The organism is Pseudomonas sp. FeS53a (assembly GCF_000931385.1).
GTDB classification, from domain to species: domain Bacteria; phylum Pseudomonadota; class Gammaproteobacteria; order Pseudomonadales; family Pseudomonadaceae; genus Metapseudomonas; species Metapseudomonas otitidis.
In genome coordinates, this window is record NZ_JYFT01000045.1 from 50,613 (window position 1) to 64,557 (window position 13,945).

Here is a 13,945-nt window from a genome sequence, read left to right on the forward strand (position 1 = left end):
AGCGGAGGTGCAGCCATGCGGATATGCGTGATCGGGGCGGGCTATGTGGGGCTGGTGACGGCGGCGTGCTTTGCTGAAATGGGCAACCGGGTGCGCTGTGTCGAACGCGACCCGGTGCGCCTGGCGCAATTGCGTCGGGGCGAGTCACCGATCCATGAACCGGGCCTGGCGCCGCTGCTGGCGCAGCACCTAGAGAGCGGGCAGCTGGACTTCACCGCGCGCCTGGCCGAGGGACTGGAGCAGGCAGACGTCGCCTTCATCGCCGTGGGCACCCCCAGCGGCGAGGACGGCTCCGCCGACCTGAGCCATGTGCTCGCAGTGGCGGACGAACTGGGGCGGGTGCTGCAGCGCCCGTGCCTGGTGGTGGACAAGTCCACCGTGCCCGTCGGCACCGCCGAGCGGGTCGCCGCGTGCATCAATGGGCGACTCGCCGCCCGGGGCAAGGCCTTTCGCATCCAGGTGGCGAGCAACCCCGAGTTCCTCAAGGAGGGGGCTGCCCTCGATGACTTCATGCGCCCCGATCGCATCGTCATCGGCACGGACGACCCGGCGGCCCGCGAACTGCTGCGGCGCCTCTACGCGCCGTTCTCGCGCAACCACGACCGCATCCTCTGCATGGGCACCCGCGCCGCGGAGTTCACCAAGTACGCTGCCAACGCCTTCCTCGCCACGCGCATCTCCTTCATGAACGAGATGGCCGGGCTCTGCGCCCGCCTGGGCGTCGACATCGAGGAGGTGCGGCGCGGCGTGGGCAGTGACCGGCGCATCGGCACGCACTTCCTCTATGCCGGCTGCGGCTACGGCGGCTCGTGCTTCCCCAAGGACGTGCGAGCGCTGATCCGTTGCGCCGAACAGGAGGGGATCGACCCCGGCATCCTGCGGGCCGTGGAGGCGCGCAATGCCGAGCAGAAGGCCCTGCTGTTCCAGGCGCTGGTGGCGCATTTCGAGGGGCGCCTGCACGGGCGGGTGGTGGCGGTGTGGGGGCTGTCCTTCAAGCCGGGCACCGATGACATCCGCGAAGCGCCCAGCCTGGTGCTGATCGACGCCCTGCTGGCCGCCGGCGCCCTCGTGCGCGGCTGCGACCCAGCGTCGCGGGAGGCCGTCGCAGCCCGTTACCCGGACGCCCTCGCCAGCGGCCGGCTGTGGCTGGGCGAGTCCCCCTACCAGGCGGTGGAACAGGCCGAAGCCCTGGTGCTGGTGACCGAATGGAAGCAGTTCCGCCAACCGAACTTCGAGCGGATTCGCGGTCTGATGAAGGTGCCGGTCATCTTCGATGGCAGGAATCTCTACGACCCGTTGCAACTGGCCGACCTGGGATTCCTCTATCGCGGCGTCGGACGCCCACCTGCGGGGCATTGTAAGGCGACAGCGGCGTGATTAGACTTCGCCGCATTCAGCCCACACCCACCTTATTCAAGGTTCAACATGATCAAGAAATGCCTGTTCCCGGCCGCTGGTTACGGTACCCGTTTTCTGCCCGCCACCAAGGCCATGCCCAAGGAAATGCTGCCGGTGGTGAACAAGCCGCTGATCCAGTACGGGGTTGAAGAGGCGCTGGACGCCGGTCTCAGCGAGATCTCCATCGTCACCGGCCGTGGCAAGCGCGCCCTGGAAGACCACTTCGACATCAGCTACGAGCTGGAACACCAGATCAAGGGTACCGACAAGGAGAAGTACCTGGTCGGCATCCGCCGCCTGATCGACCAGTGCAGCTTCTCCTACACCCGCCAGGTGGAAATGAAGGGCCTGGGCCACGCCATCCTCAGCGGCCGTCCGCTGATCGGCGACGAGCCTTTCGCCGTGGTGCTGGCGGACGACCTGTGCCTGAACCTCGACGGCGACGGCGTGCTGACCCAGATGGTCAAGCTGTACAACCAGTTCCGCTGCTCCATCGTCGCCATCCAGGAAGTGCCGCCGGAGGAAACCTCCAAGTACGGCGTGATCGCCGGCGAGATGATCCGCGACGACATCTACCGCGTGAACAGCATGGTCGAGAAGCCCAAGCCGGAAGACGCCCCGTCCAACCTGGCGATCATCGGCCGCTACATCCTGACTCCGGACATCTTCAAGCTGATCGAAGAGACCGAGCCGGGCAAAGGCGGCGAAATCCAGATCACCGACGCCCTGATGAAGCAGGCCCAGGACGGTTGCGTGCTGGCGTACAAGTTCAAGGGCAAGCGTTTCGACTGCGGCGGTGCCGAAGGCTACATCGAGGCGACCAACTACTGCTTCGAGAACCTCTACAAGACCGGCAAGGCCTACTGATAGGCTCCACCGCGTCACCCAAGGCCGCCTCCGGGCGGCCTTGTCGTATCTGCACTCCACGTAGACCGGGCTTCAGCCTGGGAAGCCTGCCTCAGGGAATCACCATCCCCTCCGAACCCGGCCCCAGCGGCTGCCCGTAGCTGAACTCCACATAGTGGCCCGCCGGGTCCCGCAGGCCGCAGTAGTAGCCCACCGGGAAGGGCTCGTCCCGGGGTGCCCACACCAGGCAGCCTTCGGCCGCCGCGCGGGCGGCCAGGGCATCCACCGCCTCGCGGCTTTCCAGGGCGAAGCCGAAGTGGCTGTAGTCGTCGGCGGCCAGGTCACGCGGGCGCCCGCCGGGCATGATCACGAAGATGAAACGGTGCTCCTGGCCCGGCTCCGCCATCCAGACGATGCGCGAGCCCTTGCCGGCGCGGGAGTGGATCACCCGCATGCCGCAATAGCGTTCGTAGAAGGCGATGCACGGCTCCAGCTCGGGCACGTGCAGGGCGAGGTGGGTGAGGGTAGGGCGCATGGTGCTCCTCCTTCGGCGTACCAAGCTCAAGGATAGGCGCGGCAACTGGTCAGGGGCACGGGTTCAGGTATGCTGGCCGCCTGTTTCTGGAGACCCCCTGCCATGGCCTACGATTTCGACCTCTTCGTCATAGGCGCCGGTTCCGCCGGCGTACGTGCCTCTCGCTTCGCCGCCGGTTTCGGTGCCCGCGTCGCGGTAGCGGAAAGCCGCTACCTGGGCGGCACCTGCGTCAACGTCGGCTGCGTGCCGAAGAAGATGCTGGTGTACGGCGCCCACTACGCCGAAGACTTCGAGCAGGCGCGCGGCTACGGCTGGTCCGTCGGCGAGCCCGGGTTCGACTGGGCGACCCTGATCGCCAACAAGGACAAGGAAATCCACCGCCTCAACGGCATCTACCGCAACCTCCTGGTCAACGCCGGCGTCACCCTGCTGGAAGGCCATGCGCGCATCCTCGACGCCCACACCGTGGCGGTCGGCGAGCAGCGCTTCACTGCCGAGCACCTGCTCATCGCCACCGGTGGCTGGCCCCAGGTGCCGGACATTCCCGGCCGCGAGCATGCCGTCACCTCCAACGAAGCCTTCCACCTGCGCGAACTGCCCAAGCGCGTGCTGGTGGTGGGCGGCGGCTACATCGCCGTCGAATTCGCCTCGATCTTCCACGGCCTGGGCGCCAAGACCTCGCTGCTCTATCGCCAGGAACTGTTCCTGCGCGGCTTCGACGGCGCCGTGCGCACCCACCTGCGTGACGAGCTGACCCGCAAGGGCCTCGACCTGCAGTTCAGCGCCGACATCACCCGCATCGAGAAGCAGGTCGATGGCAGCCTGCTCGCCACCCTCAAGGATGGCCGCAGCCTGGAGACCGACTGCGTGTTCTACGCCACCGGTCGCCGACCGATGCTGGACAACCTCGGCCTGGAGAACACCGGCGTCGAGCTGGACGAGCGCGGCTTCATCAAGGTGGACGACGAGTACCGCACCACCGAACCCTCGATCCTCGCCCTGGGCGATGTCATCGGTCGCGTGCAGCTCACCCCGGTGGCCCTGGCCGAGGGCATGGCCGTTGCCCGCCGCCTGTTCCGCCCAGCCGAGTACCAGCCGGTGGACTACGACAACATCCCCACCGCCGTCTTCAGCCTGCCCAACATCGGCACCGTCGGCCTGACCGAAGAGCAGGCACGGGGGCGCGGGCACAAGGTCAAGGTGTTCGAGAGCCGCTTCCGCGCCATGAAGCTGACCCTCACCGACAACCAGGAGCGCACCCTGATGAAGCTGGTGGTGGACGCCGAGAGCGACCGCGTGCTCGGCTGCCACATGGTCGGCCCCGAGGCGGGCGAGATCATCCAGGGCCTGGCCGTGGCGCTCAAGGCCGGCGCCACCAAGCGCATCTTCGACGAGACCATCGGCGTGCACCCGACCGCCGCCGAGGAATTCGTCACCATGCGCACCCCGGTGGGGAACTGATCGGTCCATGGAGCAGCTCTTCTACCTGTCCGACCTCTTCGGCGTCGCCGTCTTCGCCATCACCGGCGCGCTCATGGCCGGGCGCAAGTCCATGGACCTGTTCGGCGTGCTGGTGATCGCCATCATCACCGCCCTGGGCGGCGGCACCCTGCGCGACGTCATCCTCGGCAACCACCCGGTCAGCTGGATCCGTGACGACACCTACATCCTCGTCGCCTCCCTGGCCGCCGTGGGCACCGTGCTCTGGGTCCGCCTGACCCGGCCCATCCACGAGACCGGGCTGCTGGTGGCCGATGCCTTCGGCCTGGCCGTGTTCACCGTCTACGGCACCGAGGTCGCCCTGCAGCACCAGGTGCCCCTGAGCACGGCGGTGATCATGGGCGTCATCACCGGCGTCGCCGGCGGCGTGATGCGCGACGTGATCTGCAACGAGATCCCGCTGATCTTCCAGAAGGAGATCTACGCCATCGCCTGCATCGCCGGCTCCCTGGTGTTCATCGGGCTGCTGGCCGTCGGGCTGCCGCGCTGGCTCGACACCGGCATCGCCATGGCCGTGGTGCTCGGCACCCGCCTGGCCGCCATCCGCTGGGGGCTCTCGCTGCCCCGTTTCCACCTCCTCGACAGGCACTGACCCATGCTGGAACGCATCGATCACCTGGTCCTCACCGTCGCCGACATCCCCCGCACCGTGGATTTCTACCAGCGCGTGCTGGGCATGCGTCACCAGGTGTTCGGCGAGGGCCGCAGCGCCCTGGCCTTCGGCCAGCAGAAGCTCAACCTGCACCAGGCCGGACGGGAGTTCGAGCCCAAGGCCGCGCACCCGCTGCCGGGGGCCATCGACCTGTGCCTGGTCACCACCTGGCCCCTGGAGCGCCTGCTGGCCCACCTGGCCGCCGAAGGCGTGGCGGAGGAGGGGCCGGTGCGCCGCACCGGCGCCCTCGGGCCCATCGAGTCGGTGTACGTTCGCGACCCGGACGGCAACCTGATCGAGATCGGCCGCTACCTCGCCTGAGCCGTCACTGCGCCGTCGCCTCCACGCGCACCTCGCCGGCCTTCTCGAAGCGCAGGACGAGCGGGATGCGCTGGCCGGGCGTCACCGGCTGACGCAGTCCCACCAGTGTCAGGTGGCTGCCGTCCGGCTTGAGCGCCAGCGTGCCCCCGGCGGGGATGCCGAACGACACCAGGGTCATCACCCGGCGGGCCTCGCCGATGCGCACCGTGGTCTGCAGGTCCACCCGCCAGGCCAGGGGCGAGCTGGCGCCGCTCAGCCGGTCGCCATCGCCGCCCCGGTCGTGGATGTCCAGGTAGACCTCCCGCGCCGTGGCGTCCCAGGTCGAGGCCCGGCTCCAGGCTGGCCCCAGTTCCAGGTTCCCCGCCCGTGGCCCATCGGCCAGGGCCCAGGGGCAGGCGAGGGCGGACAGCAGGAGGATCGACGAACGACGCATGGCAACCTCGGCAAGGCATGGGGGAGCGCTATTTCACCTGGCAACGGCGGTTGGCGAAAGCCCGGAAAAACCGCGACACTTGCACGCTGCCCAGCTTCGCTGAACCCGGAGAGGAATCGAAATGCCCAGATTGTCGTTGTTGTTCGCTCTGTTGGCCTTCGCGGGCATCGCCCAGGCCGAGGTCAAGACCAAGGAGCTCCACTACAAGACCGCCGATGGTACCGCCCTGGTGGGCTACTACGCCTACGACGACGCCATCGAGGGCAAGCGCCCCGGCGTGGTGGTGGTGCATGAGTGGTGGGGCCTGAACGACTACGCCAAGCGCCGCGCCCGCGACCTCGCCGAGCTGGGCTACAGCGCCCTGGCCATCGACATGTACGGCGAAGGCAAGAACACCGAGCACCCGGCCGACGCCGCCGCCTTCATGCAGGCCGCCCTCAAGGACGCCCCCGCCGCCAAGGCGCGCTTCCTCGCCGGCCTCGACCTGCTCAAGCAGCAGCCCCTGACCGACAACAGCCGCCTGGCCGCCATCGGCTACTGCTTCGGCGGCAAGGTGGTGCTGGACATGGCCCGCCAGGGCGTCCCGCTGGCCGGGGTGGTGAGCTTCCACGGCGCCCTCGCCACCGCCACCCCCGCCACCAAGGGCAGCGTCAAGGCGCGCATCCTGGTGGAGCACGGCGGGCAGGACAGCATGGTTACCAAGGCCGACGTCGCCGCCTTCAAGGACGAGATGGACGCCGCCGAGGCCAACTACCGCTTCGTCCTCCAGCCCAAGGCCAAGCACGGCTTCACCAACCCCGATGCCGACCGCCTCAGCCACGCCGGCCACGGCAGCGAGAAAGGCCCGGACCTGGCCTACAGCAAGGTGGCCGACGAGAACTCCTGGGCCGACATGCAGGGCTTCTTCAAGGAAATCTTCCCCCGCTGAAACGCCGCGCCGGGGCTCGCCCCTGGCGCCGCTCCATCCGCTCTGCAGGGGCGCGCGGCGCGGAACGCGCGTCCGTCGCCAGACCGGCACCTCGGCCGGCGTGTGCGGTCAGACCAGAACGACAGGCTGAAGCTGAAAAATGTTGTTCGAATAACAAAATATCCATGCGCATGTGGTGATATTTTGTTTTCCTGCGTTATCTTGATGCAATTAAAACAAGATATTCCCTGGAGCCCCTGACATGCATCCTCGCATCCTGGAAGTCACCGAGCGGGTCATCGCCCGCAGCCGACCGACCCGCGAACGCTACCTGGCGATGATCCAGGAAGCGGCCAGCAAGGGCCCGCAGCGGGGCAGCCTGCAGTGCGCCAACTTCGCCCACGGCGTGGCGGGCTGCGGCGGCATCGACAAGCAGCGCCTGCGGCTGATGGACTCGGCCAACGTCGCCATCGTCACCGCCTACAACGACATGCTCTCCGCCCACCAGCCCTACGAGACCTACCCCGAGGTGCTGCGCCAGGCCCTGCGCGAGATCGGCTCCGTCGGCCAGGTGGCCGGCGGCGTACCGGCCATGTGCGACGGCGTCACCCAGGGCGAGCCGGGCATGGAGCTGGGCATCGCCAGCCGCGAAGTGATCGCGATGTCCACCGCCATCGCCCTGTCCCACAACATGTTCGACGCCGCGCTGTTCCTCGGCGTGTGCGACAAGATCGTCCCCGGCTTGATGATGGGCGCCCTGCGCTTCGGTCACCTGCCGTCGCTGTTCGTGCCCGCCGGCCCCATGCCCTCGGGCCTCTCCAACAAGGAGAAGGCCGAGGTCCGCCAGCGCTACGCCGAAGGCAAGGCCACCCGCGACGAGCTGCTGGAGGCGGAGATGCAGGCCTACCACAGCCCCGGCACCTGCACCTTCTACGGCACCGCCAACACCAACCAGATGCTCGTGGAGATCATGGGCCTGCACCTGCCGGGCGCCTCCTTCGTCAACCCCGGCACGCCCCTGCGCGAGGCCCTGACCGCCGAAGCCGCGCGCCAGGTGACCCGCCTGACCCGCCAGGCCGGCCAGTTCGTGCCGCTGGGGCACATCGTCGACGAGCGCGTGCTGATCAACGCCGTGGTCGCCCTACACGCCACCGGCGGCTCCACCAACCACACCCTGCACCTGCCGGCCATCGCCCGCGCTGCCGGTGTCCAGCTGGACTGGCAGGACATGGCCGAGCTGTCCGAAGTGGTGCCGACCCTCGCCCACGTCTATCCGAACGGCAAGGCCGACATCAATCACTTCCAGGCCGCCGGCGGCGTCGCCTTCCTGGTGCGCGAACTGCTGGATGCCGGCCTGCTCCATGAAGATGTCGAGACCGTCGCCGGCCGTGGCCTGCGGCGCTACACCCAGGAGCCCTTCCTGGAGGACGGCCGCCTGGTCTGGCGCGAAGGCGCCGCCGCGAGCCTGGACGAGAACATCCTGCGGCCCGCCGCGCGGCCGTTCTCCCCGGAGGGCGGCCTGCGGGTGATGACGGGCAACCTCGGCCGCGGGGTGATGAAGGTCTCTGCCGTCGCCCCCGAACACCGCGTGGTGGAGGCCCCGGCGCGGGTCTTCCACGACCAGCAGGCCCTGGCCGATGCCTTCAAGGCCGGCGAGCTGGACCGCGACCTGGTGGCGGTCATGCGTTTCCAGGGGCCGCGCTGCAACGGCATGCCCGAGCTGCACAAGATGACCCCCTTCCTCGGCGTCCTGCAGGACCGTGGCTTCAAGGTCGCACTGGTCACCGACGGGCGCATGTCCGGTGCCTCCGGCAAGATCCCCGCCGCCATCCACGTCACCCCCGAAGCCTATGACGGCGGCCCCCTGGCCCGTGTGCGCGACGGCGACATCGTTCGCGTCGACGGCGTGGCCGGCACCCTGGAACTGAAGGTGGACGCCGCCGAGTTCGCCGCCCGTGAGCCCGCGCCGCCCATGCACCAGGCCGAAGTCGGCTGTGGCCGTGAGCTGTTCGCCTTCATGCGTGCCGCCTTCAGCTCCGCCGAAGAGGGCGCCAGTGCCTTCACCCACAGCCTGGAGGGCCTCAAGTGAGCCTGGCGCTGGTCGGTGACATCGGCGGGACCAACGCCCGCTTCGCCCTGTGGCGGGAACAGCGCCTCGACGCCGTGAAGGTGCTGGCCACCGCTGATTTCCCGGACCCCGAGTCGGCCATCCAGCACTACCTGGCCGGGCTCGACCTGCCCCTCGCCGAGCTGGAGGCCGTCTGCCTGGCCTGCGCCGGCCCCGTGGGCGGGGAAGACTTCCGCTTCACCAACAACCACTGGCGACTCAACCGGACCGCCTTCTGCCAGCGCCTCGGCATCCAGCGCCTGCTGCTGGTCAACGACTTCACCGCCATGGCCCTGGGCATGACCCGCCTGCGCCCCGAGGAGCGCCAGGAGATGTGCCCCGGCACCCCCGAAGCGGATCGCCCCGCCGTGGTGATCGGGCCCGGCACCGGGCTTGGCGTCGGCACCCTGCTGCCCCTGGGCGAGGGCCGCTGGACGGCCTTGCCGGGGGAGGGCGGGCACGTCGACCTGCCGGTGGGCAGCGTCCGCGAGGCCGCCCTGTGGCAGCACCTGCACCAGCGCCTCGGCCATGTCAGCGCCGAGAACGTCCTCAGCGGCAACGGCCTGCTGCAGCTCTATCGCGCCAGCTGCGCCCTGGATGGCAGCGCGCCGCACCTGGACAGCCCGGCGGCCATCACCTCGGCGGCCCTGGCCGGTGACCCCGAGGCGAGGGCGGTGCTGGAGCAGTTCTGCACCTGGCTCGGCCGCGTCGCGGGCAACAACGTCCTCACCCTCGGCGCCCGGGGCGGGGTCTACGTGGTGGGCGGCGTGGTGCCGCGCTTCGCCGAGTTCTTCAAGGCCAGCGGCTTCGCCCGCGCCTTCGCCAGCAAGGGCTGCATGAGCGGTTACCTGGAGGGCATCCCCGTGTGGCTGGTGACGGCCGAGTACCCGGGCCTGGAAGGTGCCGGCGTGGCGCTGCAGCAGGCGATGCAGGCGTGAGGCGCAGTCACGGGAAGCGGACGCGAGGCACGTTCCCGGCAGGCGACCTGTTGTAGGGTGGAGCGCGCTTCATCGGTCCGCCGATGGCGATGCGCCGACGCCGACAGCGGGATGAAAGATCGCGGCCTCAACGCCTCGCATCCAAACGGACATGACCGATAACAACAAAGGACGGCCGACATGAGCCCTTCCGGAAAGCACATCCTCCTGGTGGATGACGACCAGGAAATTCGCGAACTGCTGCAGGCCTTCCTCAGCCGTGCCGGCTTCCAGGTGCGCACCGTGGCCGATGGCGCGGGCTTTCGTGCCGCCATGGACGAGGCCGGTGCCGACCTGGCGATCCTCGACGTGATGCTGCCCGACGAGGACGGCTTCAGCCTCTGCCGCTGGGTGCGCGAACACCCGCGCCTGGCCCAGGTGCCGATCATCATGCTCACCGCCAGCTCCGACGAGGCCGACCGGGTCATCGGCCTGGAACTGGGCGCCGACGACTACATCGGCAAGCCCTTCAGCCCCCGCGAGCTGCAGGCCCGGGTCAAGGCCCTGCTGCGCCGGGTCGGCTTCGGCCAGGAGCGCGAGGCCCAGGTGGTCAGCTTCGACGCCTGGCGCCTGGACATGGTCAGCCACCGCCTGTTCCACCTCGACGGCGAGGAGGTGATCCTCTCCGGCGCCGACTTCGCCCTGCTCAAGCTGTTCCTCGACCACCCGCAGCAGATCCTCGACCGCGACACCATCGCCAACGCCACCCGTGGCCGCGAGGTGATGCCCCTGGAGCGCATCGTCGACATGGCCGTGAGCCGGTTGCGCCAGCGCCTGCGCGACACCGGCAAGGCGCCCCGGCTGATCCGCACCGTGCGGGGAGCCGGCTACCTGCTCGCCGCCCAGGTTTCCTCCCGCCGTGCTTAGGGCCGTGCCGCGCTCGCTGCTGGCCCGCATGCTGCTGCTGACCCTGCTGGTGGTGGTGCTGGCCCAGGCCCTGTCGAGCCTGATCTGGGTCTCCCAACTGCGTGCCAGCCAGCTGGAGGGCCTGCTGATCAGTGCCCGCAGCCTCGGCCAGTCCATGGCCGCCAGCGTCAGCTACATCCGCTCGCTGCCCCTGGGCTACCGGCCCATGGTGCTGGACCAGCTGCGCAGCATGGGCGGCACGCGCTTCTTCGTCTCCCTCAACGACAAGCCGCTGGCCATGCGTGTGCTGCCGGAAACCCCGCGCAAGCAGGCGGTGCTCGCCGAGGTGGAGGCGGTGCTGCGCGAGCGCCTGGGCAAGCCGGTGGAGATGTCGCTGCACTTCGTCGACCCGGAGGACCTGCGGCTCTTCAACAGCGGCCTCAAGCTGGACGAGTTGCCGCGCTCCTGGGCCCACTACGCCCTGACCCTGGAGCCCCTTGATCCGCCGGTGCTGGTGACGCAGATCCGCATCAGCCCCAACGAGTGGCTGTACCTCGCCTCGCTGCTGCCCGAGCCCTACGCCGGGCTGGAAGACCAGGGCCTGCCGGCCCAGCAATGGGGTTTCATCCTCATCACCAGCGCCTTCCTGCTGTTGTTCATCGGTCTGCTGGTGCGCTGGCAGAGCCGCCCCCTCAAGCGCCTGGCCGCCGCCGCGCGGGAAATGAACCTGGGCGCCGAGGTGCGCCCGCTGCCCGAGGCCGGTGGCAGCGAAGTGGTGGAGGTGAGTCGCGCCTTCAACGCCATGCGCGAGCGCATCAGCCGTTACCTGAGCGAGCGCAGCCAGCTGTTCAGTGCCATCTCCCACGACCTGCGCACCCCCATCACCCGCCTGCGCCTGCGGGTCGAGCTGCTGGAGGACGAAGCCCAGCAGGCCAAGTTCAACCGCGACCTGGACGAGCTGGAGCTGCTGGTGAAGGGCGCGCTGCAGTGCGTGAAGGACACCGACATCCACGAAAACATCGAACAGGTGGACCTCAACCACCTGCTTCACGGCCTGGTGGAGCCCTATCTGGCCAACGGTCGCGTCACCCTCGACGGTGCCGCCCTCGAGCGCTACCCCGGCAAGCCGCTGGCGCTGCGGCGCTGCATCGGCAACCTGCTGGACAACGCCCTGAAGTACGGCGAGCGCGCCCACCTGCGGGTGGAGGACGGCCCCGAAGCCTTCGTCCTGCACGTGGACGACGAAGGGCCGGGGGTGCCGGAGCAGAAACTGGAGCAGGTGTTCGAACCGCATTTCCGCCTGGCCGGCCAGCAGCAGGGCTACGGCCTGGGCCTCGGCATCGCCCGCAGCCTGGCCCATAGCCATGGCGGCGAGCTGAGCCTGCGCAACCTGCGCGAGGGCGGCCTGCGGGTCACCCTGCGCCTGCCGCGCACAGGCGCTGACGCGCCTTAGGCGCCGGCGGCGAAGCCGCTGAGCGCCTCGCCATCTAGGCGGTAGCGCACCCACTCGTCCTGGGGCTTGGCGCCGATGGCCTGGTAGAAGTCGATGGCCGGCTGGTTCCAGTCCAGCACGCTCCACTCCAGGCGACCGCAGCCATTGGCCACCGCCTCGCGGGCCAGGGCGCGCAGCAGGTCGCGGCCGGCACCCACGCCGCGCTTGGCCGGGGTGATGTAGAGGTCTTCCAGGTAGATGCCGTTGCGCCCCAGCCAGGTGGAGTAGCTGTAGAAGTACACCGCGTAGCCGATGGGCTGGCCGTCGCACAGGCACATCAGCGCCTTGGCCGGCGCGCCCTCGCTGAACAGCGTGCGCTGGATGTCCTCGACACTGGCGATCACCTCGTGGCGGGCGCGCTCATAGTCGGCCAGTTCGATGATGAAATCCAGGATCTGCTGGGCGTCGCCGGGTTGGGCGGGGCGAATCTCGATGTTCATGGGGCTCTCCAGTAAAGGGGCGCCCATGCTAACGGCGCTGGTAAGCTGCATGAAGTGCATTTATGTCATCAGGAGCTGAATGCTGTGCATCACTTGCTGCGCCGCCTCGACCTCAACTTGCTGCTGGCCTTCGACGCCCTGCATCGCCACCGCAACGTCAGCACCGCCGCCAGCGAACTGGCCATCAGCGCCTCGGCCTTCAGCCACGCCCTGGCCCGCTTGCGCCAGGCCCTGGACGACGAACTCTTCCTGCGCCAGGGCAACCGCATGCAGCCGACCCAGCGGGCCGAGCAACTCGCCGGCCCGGTGGCGGTCGCGTTGCGCACCCTCGGCGAGGGGCTGGAACAGTGGGACCCGTTCGACCCCGCGCGCAGCCAGCGCACCTTCGTCTTCGCCGTCACCGACTACACCGCCTTCGCCCTCATGCCGGCCCTGGTGGAGCGCCTGCAGCGCCTCGCCCCGGGCATCCAGCTGCGCCTGGTGCACGCCGAGCGCAAGGTCTCCATCGACGACCTGGCCAGCGGTCGCATCGACTTCGCCCTGGGCTACGGCGAAGAGCAGGACCAGTTGCCGGCCGGCATCCAGGCGCTGGACTGGTTCAGCGACGCCTACCAGGTCATCGCCCGGCGCGACCACCCCCGTGTGCAGGGCGCGCCCGACCTGGACGCCTACCTGGCCGAACGCCACGCGGTGGTGACGCCGTGGAACGAACCGAGCGGGGTGATCGACCAGGTGCTGGCCCGCATGGGGCTGCGCCGCGACGTGGCGCTGTGGCTGCCCTCCGTGCTCGCCGCGCCCTTCATCATCGGCGCCAGCGACCTTCTGATGACTGCCCCCGGCCACGCCGCCGAGACCCTGCGGGACGTGGCCGGCATCGCCCTCTACCCGGCGCCCTTCGCCATCCCGCGCTACACCCTGCGCCTCTACAGCCACGCCCGCTACGCCGGCCGCGACGCCCATGCGTGGATGCTGGAGCAGCTCCAGGCGCTGCCGATCCGCTCGCGTTCGCCGGACTGAAACGCGACTGTCATCGGCCCGTCATCGCGGGGCGCGATCATGTCCCTGCACCCAACGGGCAGTGGGTGCGTGCATATCGTGGTTTCCACATCGATCGTGCCCTTGCTGGGCAGGAACCGACCTTCAAGGGTCGGTTTTTTTTCGCCTGCGCATCCTGCCGCGGTTTCCCGACTTGAAAGCGCATTGTGAAATTCCGGCTGGCCGCTCCTGACATCAGATCGCAACATCCCTCCGGCAGGATGCGCGCAGTTTTCCCCTCGGACCCCCGCCGTGACCCGTGCCGTACGTGATTGCCGCAAGCTCCTGGACACCATCGCCATGAACAACGAAGACGCCGCCATCGCCGTGATGAAGGCCGCCGAACGCATCGGTGATGCCCACCTCAAACAGCAACTGCTGGAGATCATCCAGCGCATGCACCAGGACGCCGCCGACCTGCGCACCCTGCGCGAACGCATCGACCAGCGCGCCTGA

Annotated in this window: 15 protein-coding genes; 12 read left to right on the top strand and 3 right to left on the bottom strand. The window is 69.0% G+C overall.

Annotated elements, in window-relative coordinates; genetic code table 11:
• Positions 1-15 precede the first annotated feature (15 nt).
• Together SZ55_RS13020 and galU are read left to right on the top strand one after the other, a co-directional pair.
• A complete protein-coding gene (locus tag SZ55_RS13020; RefSeq protein ID WP_044406402.1) occupies positions 16-1,377 on the top strand; it encodes a UDP-glucose dehydrogenase family protein in 1,362 nt (453 codons plus the stop codon).
• A gap of 48 nt (positions 1,378-1,425) precedes the next feature.
• The gene (galU, locus tag SZ55_RS13025) at positions 1,426-2,265 is read left to right on the top strand and encodes a UTP--glucose-1-phosphate uridylyltransferase GalU (protein ID WP_044406405.1); all 840 of its coding nucleotides are present in this window, start codon (positions 1,426-1,428) and stop codon (positions 2,263-2,265) included.
• A gap of 91 nt (positions 2,266-2,356) precedes the next feature.
• Here galU and SZ55_RS13030 read toward each other — a convergent pair whose 3' ends face one another.
• The gene (locus SZ55_RS13030) at positions 2,357-2,779 is read right to left on the bottom strand and encodes a VOC family protein (RefSeq protein WP_044406408.1); all 423 of its coding nucleotides are present in this window, start codon (positions 2,777-2,779) and stop codon (positions 2,357-2,359) included.
• Positions 2,780-2,881: 102 nt separating this feature from the next.
• Here SZ55_RS13030 and gorA point away from each other — a divergent pair, with 102 nt between their 5' ends.
• Genes gorA through SZ55_RS13045 form a run of 3 tightly spaced genes read left to right on the top strand, consistent with a single transcriptional unit; the run spans position 2,882 to position 5,252 of the window.
• Complete coding sequence (gorA, locus tag SZ55_RS13035; RefSeq protein ID WP_044406411.1) at positions 2,882-4,240, top strand: glutathione-disulfide reductase; 1,359 nt, start codon at positions 2,882-2,884, stop codon at positions 4,238-4,240.
• A gap of 7 nt (positions 4,241-4,247) precedes the next feature.
• Positions 4,248-4,871 carry a trimeric intracellular cation channel family protein gene (locus SZ55_RS13040; RefSeq protein WP_044406412.1) on the top strand — a complete coding sequence of 208 codons (624 nt, stop codon included), beginning with the start codon at positions 4,248-4,250 and terminating at the stop codon, positions 4,869-4,871.
• Between the two features lie 3 nt (positions 4,872-4,874).
• On the top strand, positions 4,875-5,252 hold the full coding sequence (locus SZ55_RS13045; RefSeq protein WP_044406413.1) for a VOC family protein: 378 nt from the start codon (positions 4,875-4,877) through the stop codon (positions 5,250-5,252).
• Positions 5,253-5,256: 4 nt separating this feature from the next.
• On the opposite strand, the gene SZ55_RS13050 is transcribed toward SZ55_RS13045, so the two are convergent.
• Complete coding sequence (locus SZ55_RS13050; protein WP_044406414.1) at positions 5,257-5,685, bottom strand: copper chaperone PCu(A)C; 429 nt, start codon at positions 5,683-5,685, stop codon at positions 5,257-5,259.
• A 121-nt stretch (positions 5,686-5,806) separates the two neighbouring features.
• On the opposite strand from SZ55_RS13050, the gene SZ55_RS13055 reads away from it, so the two are divergent.
• The 5 genes from SZ55_RS13055 (at position 5,807) to SZ55_RS13075 (ending at position 11,975) form a co-directional block, all read left to right on the top strand.
• Positions 5,807-6,613, top strand: coding sequence for a dienelactone hydrolase family protein (locus tag SZ55_RS13055; protein WP_044406416.1), 807 nt, complete (start codon positions 5,807-5,809; stop codon positions 6,611-6,613).
• Positions 6,614-6,854: 241 nt separating this feature from the next.
• A complete protein-coding gene (gene edd, locus SZ55_RS13060; RefSeq protein WP_044406418.1) occupies positions 6,855-8,681 on the top strand; it encodes a phosphogluconate dehydratase in 1,827 nt (608 codons plus the stop codon).
• Positions 8,678-9,637 (top strand): glucokinase, encoded by a 960-nt coding sequence (locus SZ55_RS13065; RefSeq protein ID WP_044406421.1) that lies wholly within the window; start codon positions 8,678-8,680, stop codon positions 9,635-9,637. The genes edd and SZ55_RS13065 overlap by 4 nt, the downstream gene beginning before the upstream one ends.
• Before the next feature lie 180 nt (positions 9,638-9,817).
• Positions 9,818-10,543 carry a response regulator gene (locus tag SZ55_RS13070; protein WP_044406428.1) on the top strand — a complete coding sequence of 242 codons (726 nt, stop codon included), beginning with the start codon at positions 9,818-9,820 and terminating at the stop codon, positions 10,541-10,543.
• A gap of 28 nt (positions 10,544-10,571) precedes the next feature.
• Complete coding sequence (locus SZ55_RS13075; RefSeq protein WP_082078228.1) at positions 10,572-11,975, top strand: ATP-binding protein; 1,404 nt, start codon at positions 10,572-10,574, stop codon at positions 11,973-11,975.
• Here SZ55_RS13075 and SZ55_RS13080 read toward each other — a convergent pair.
• On the bottom strand, positions 11,972-12,454 hold the full coding sequence (locus tag SZ55_RS13080; protein WP_044406432.1) for a GNAT family N-acetyltransferase: 483 nt from the start codon (positions 12,452-12,454) through the stop codon (positions 11,972-11,974). The two genes, SZ55_RS13075 and SZ55_RS13080, sit on opposite strands and share 4 nt — an antisense overlap.
• Positions 12,455-12,538: 84 nt before the next feature.
• On the opposite strand from SZ55_RS13080, the gene SZ55_RS13085 reads away from it, so the two are divergent.
• Both SZ55_RS13085 and SZ55_RS13090 read left to right on the top strand, forming a co-directional pair.
• The gene (locus SZ55_RS13085; RefSeq protein WP_044406436.1) at positions 12,539-13,471 is read left to right on the top strand and encodes a LysR family transcriptional regulator; all 933 of its coding nucleotides are present in this window, start codon (positions 12,539-12,541) and stop codon (positions 13,469-13,471) included.
• A 270-nt stretch (positions 13,472-13,741) separates the two neighbouring features.
• Complete coding sequence (locus SZ55_RS13090; RefSeq protein WP_044406437.1) at positions 13,742-13,945, top strand: hypothetical protein; 204 nt, start codon at positions 13,742-13,744, stop codon at positions 13,943-13,945.

Excerpts from the sequence above, each read along its gene's own strand:
- SZ55_RS13020 (WP_044406402.1), top strand. The coding sequence starts at position 16 with ATGCGGATATGCGTGATCGGGGCGGGCTATGTGGGGCTGGTGACGGCG.
- galU (WP_044406405.1), top strand. The coding sequence starts at position 1,426 with ATGATCAAGAAATGCCTGTTCCCGGCCGCTGGTTACGGTACCCGTTTT.
- SZ55_RS13030 (WP_044406408.1), bottom strand. The coding sequence starts at position 2,779 with ATGCGCCCTACCCTCACCCACCTCGCCCTGCACGTGCCCGAGCTGGAG.
- gorA (WP_044406411.1), top strand. The coding sequence starts at position 2,882 with ATGGCCTACGATTTCGACCTCTTCGTCATAGGCGCCGGTTCCGCCGGC.
- SZ55_RS13040 (WP_044406412.1), top strand. The coding sequence starts at position 4,248 with ATGGAGCAGCTCTTCTACCTGTCCGACCTCTTCGGCGTCGCCGTCTTC.
- SZ55_RS13045 (WP_044406413.1), top strand. The coding sequence starts at position 4,875 with ATGCTGGAACGCATCGATCACCTGGTCCTCACCGTCGCCGACATCCCC.
- SZ55_RS13050 (WP_044406414.1), bottom strand. The coding sequence starts at position 5,685 with ATGCGTCGTTCGTCGATCCTCCTGCTGTCCGCCCTCGCCTGCCCCTGG.
- SZ55_RS13055 (WP_044406416.1), top strand. The coding sequence starts at position 5,807 with ATGCCCAGATTGTCGTTGTTGTTCGCTCTGTTGGCCTTCGCGGGCATC.
- edd (WP_044406418.1), top strand. The coding sequence starts at position 6,855 with ATGCATCCTCGCATCCTGGAAGTCACCGAGCGGGTCATCGCCCGCAGC.
- SZ55_RS13070 (WP_044406428.1), top strand. The coding sequence starts at position 9,818 with ATGAGCCCTTCCGGAAAGCACATCCTCCTGGTGGATGACGACCAGGAA.
- SZ55_RS13075 (WP_082078228.1), top strand. The coding sequence starts at position 10,572 with ATGCTGCTGCTGACCCTGCTGGTGGTGGTGCTGGCCCAGGCCCTGTCG.
- SZ55_RS13080 (WP_044406432.1), bottom strand. The coding sequence starts at position 12,454 with ATGAACATCGAGATTCGCCCCGCCCAACCCGGCGACGCCCAGCAGATC.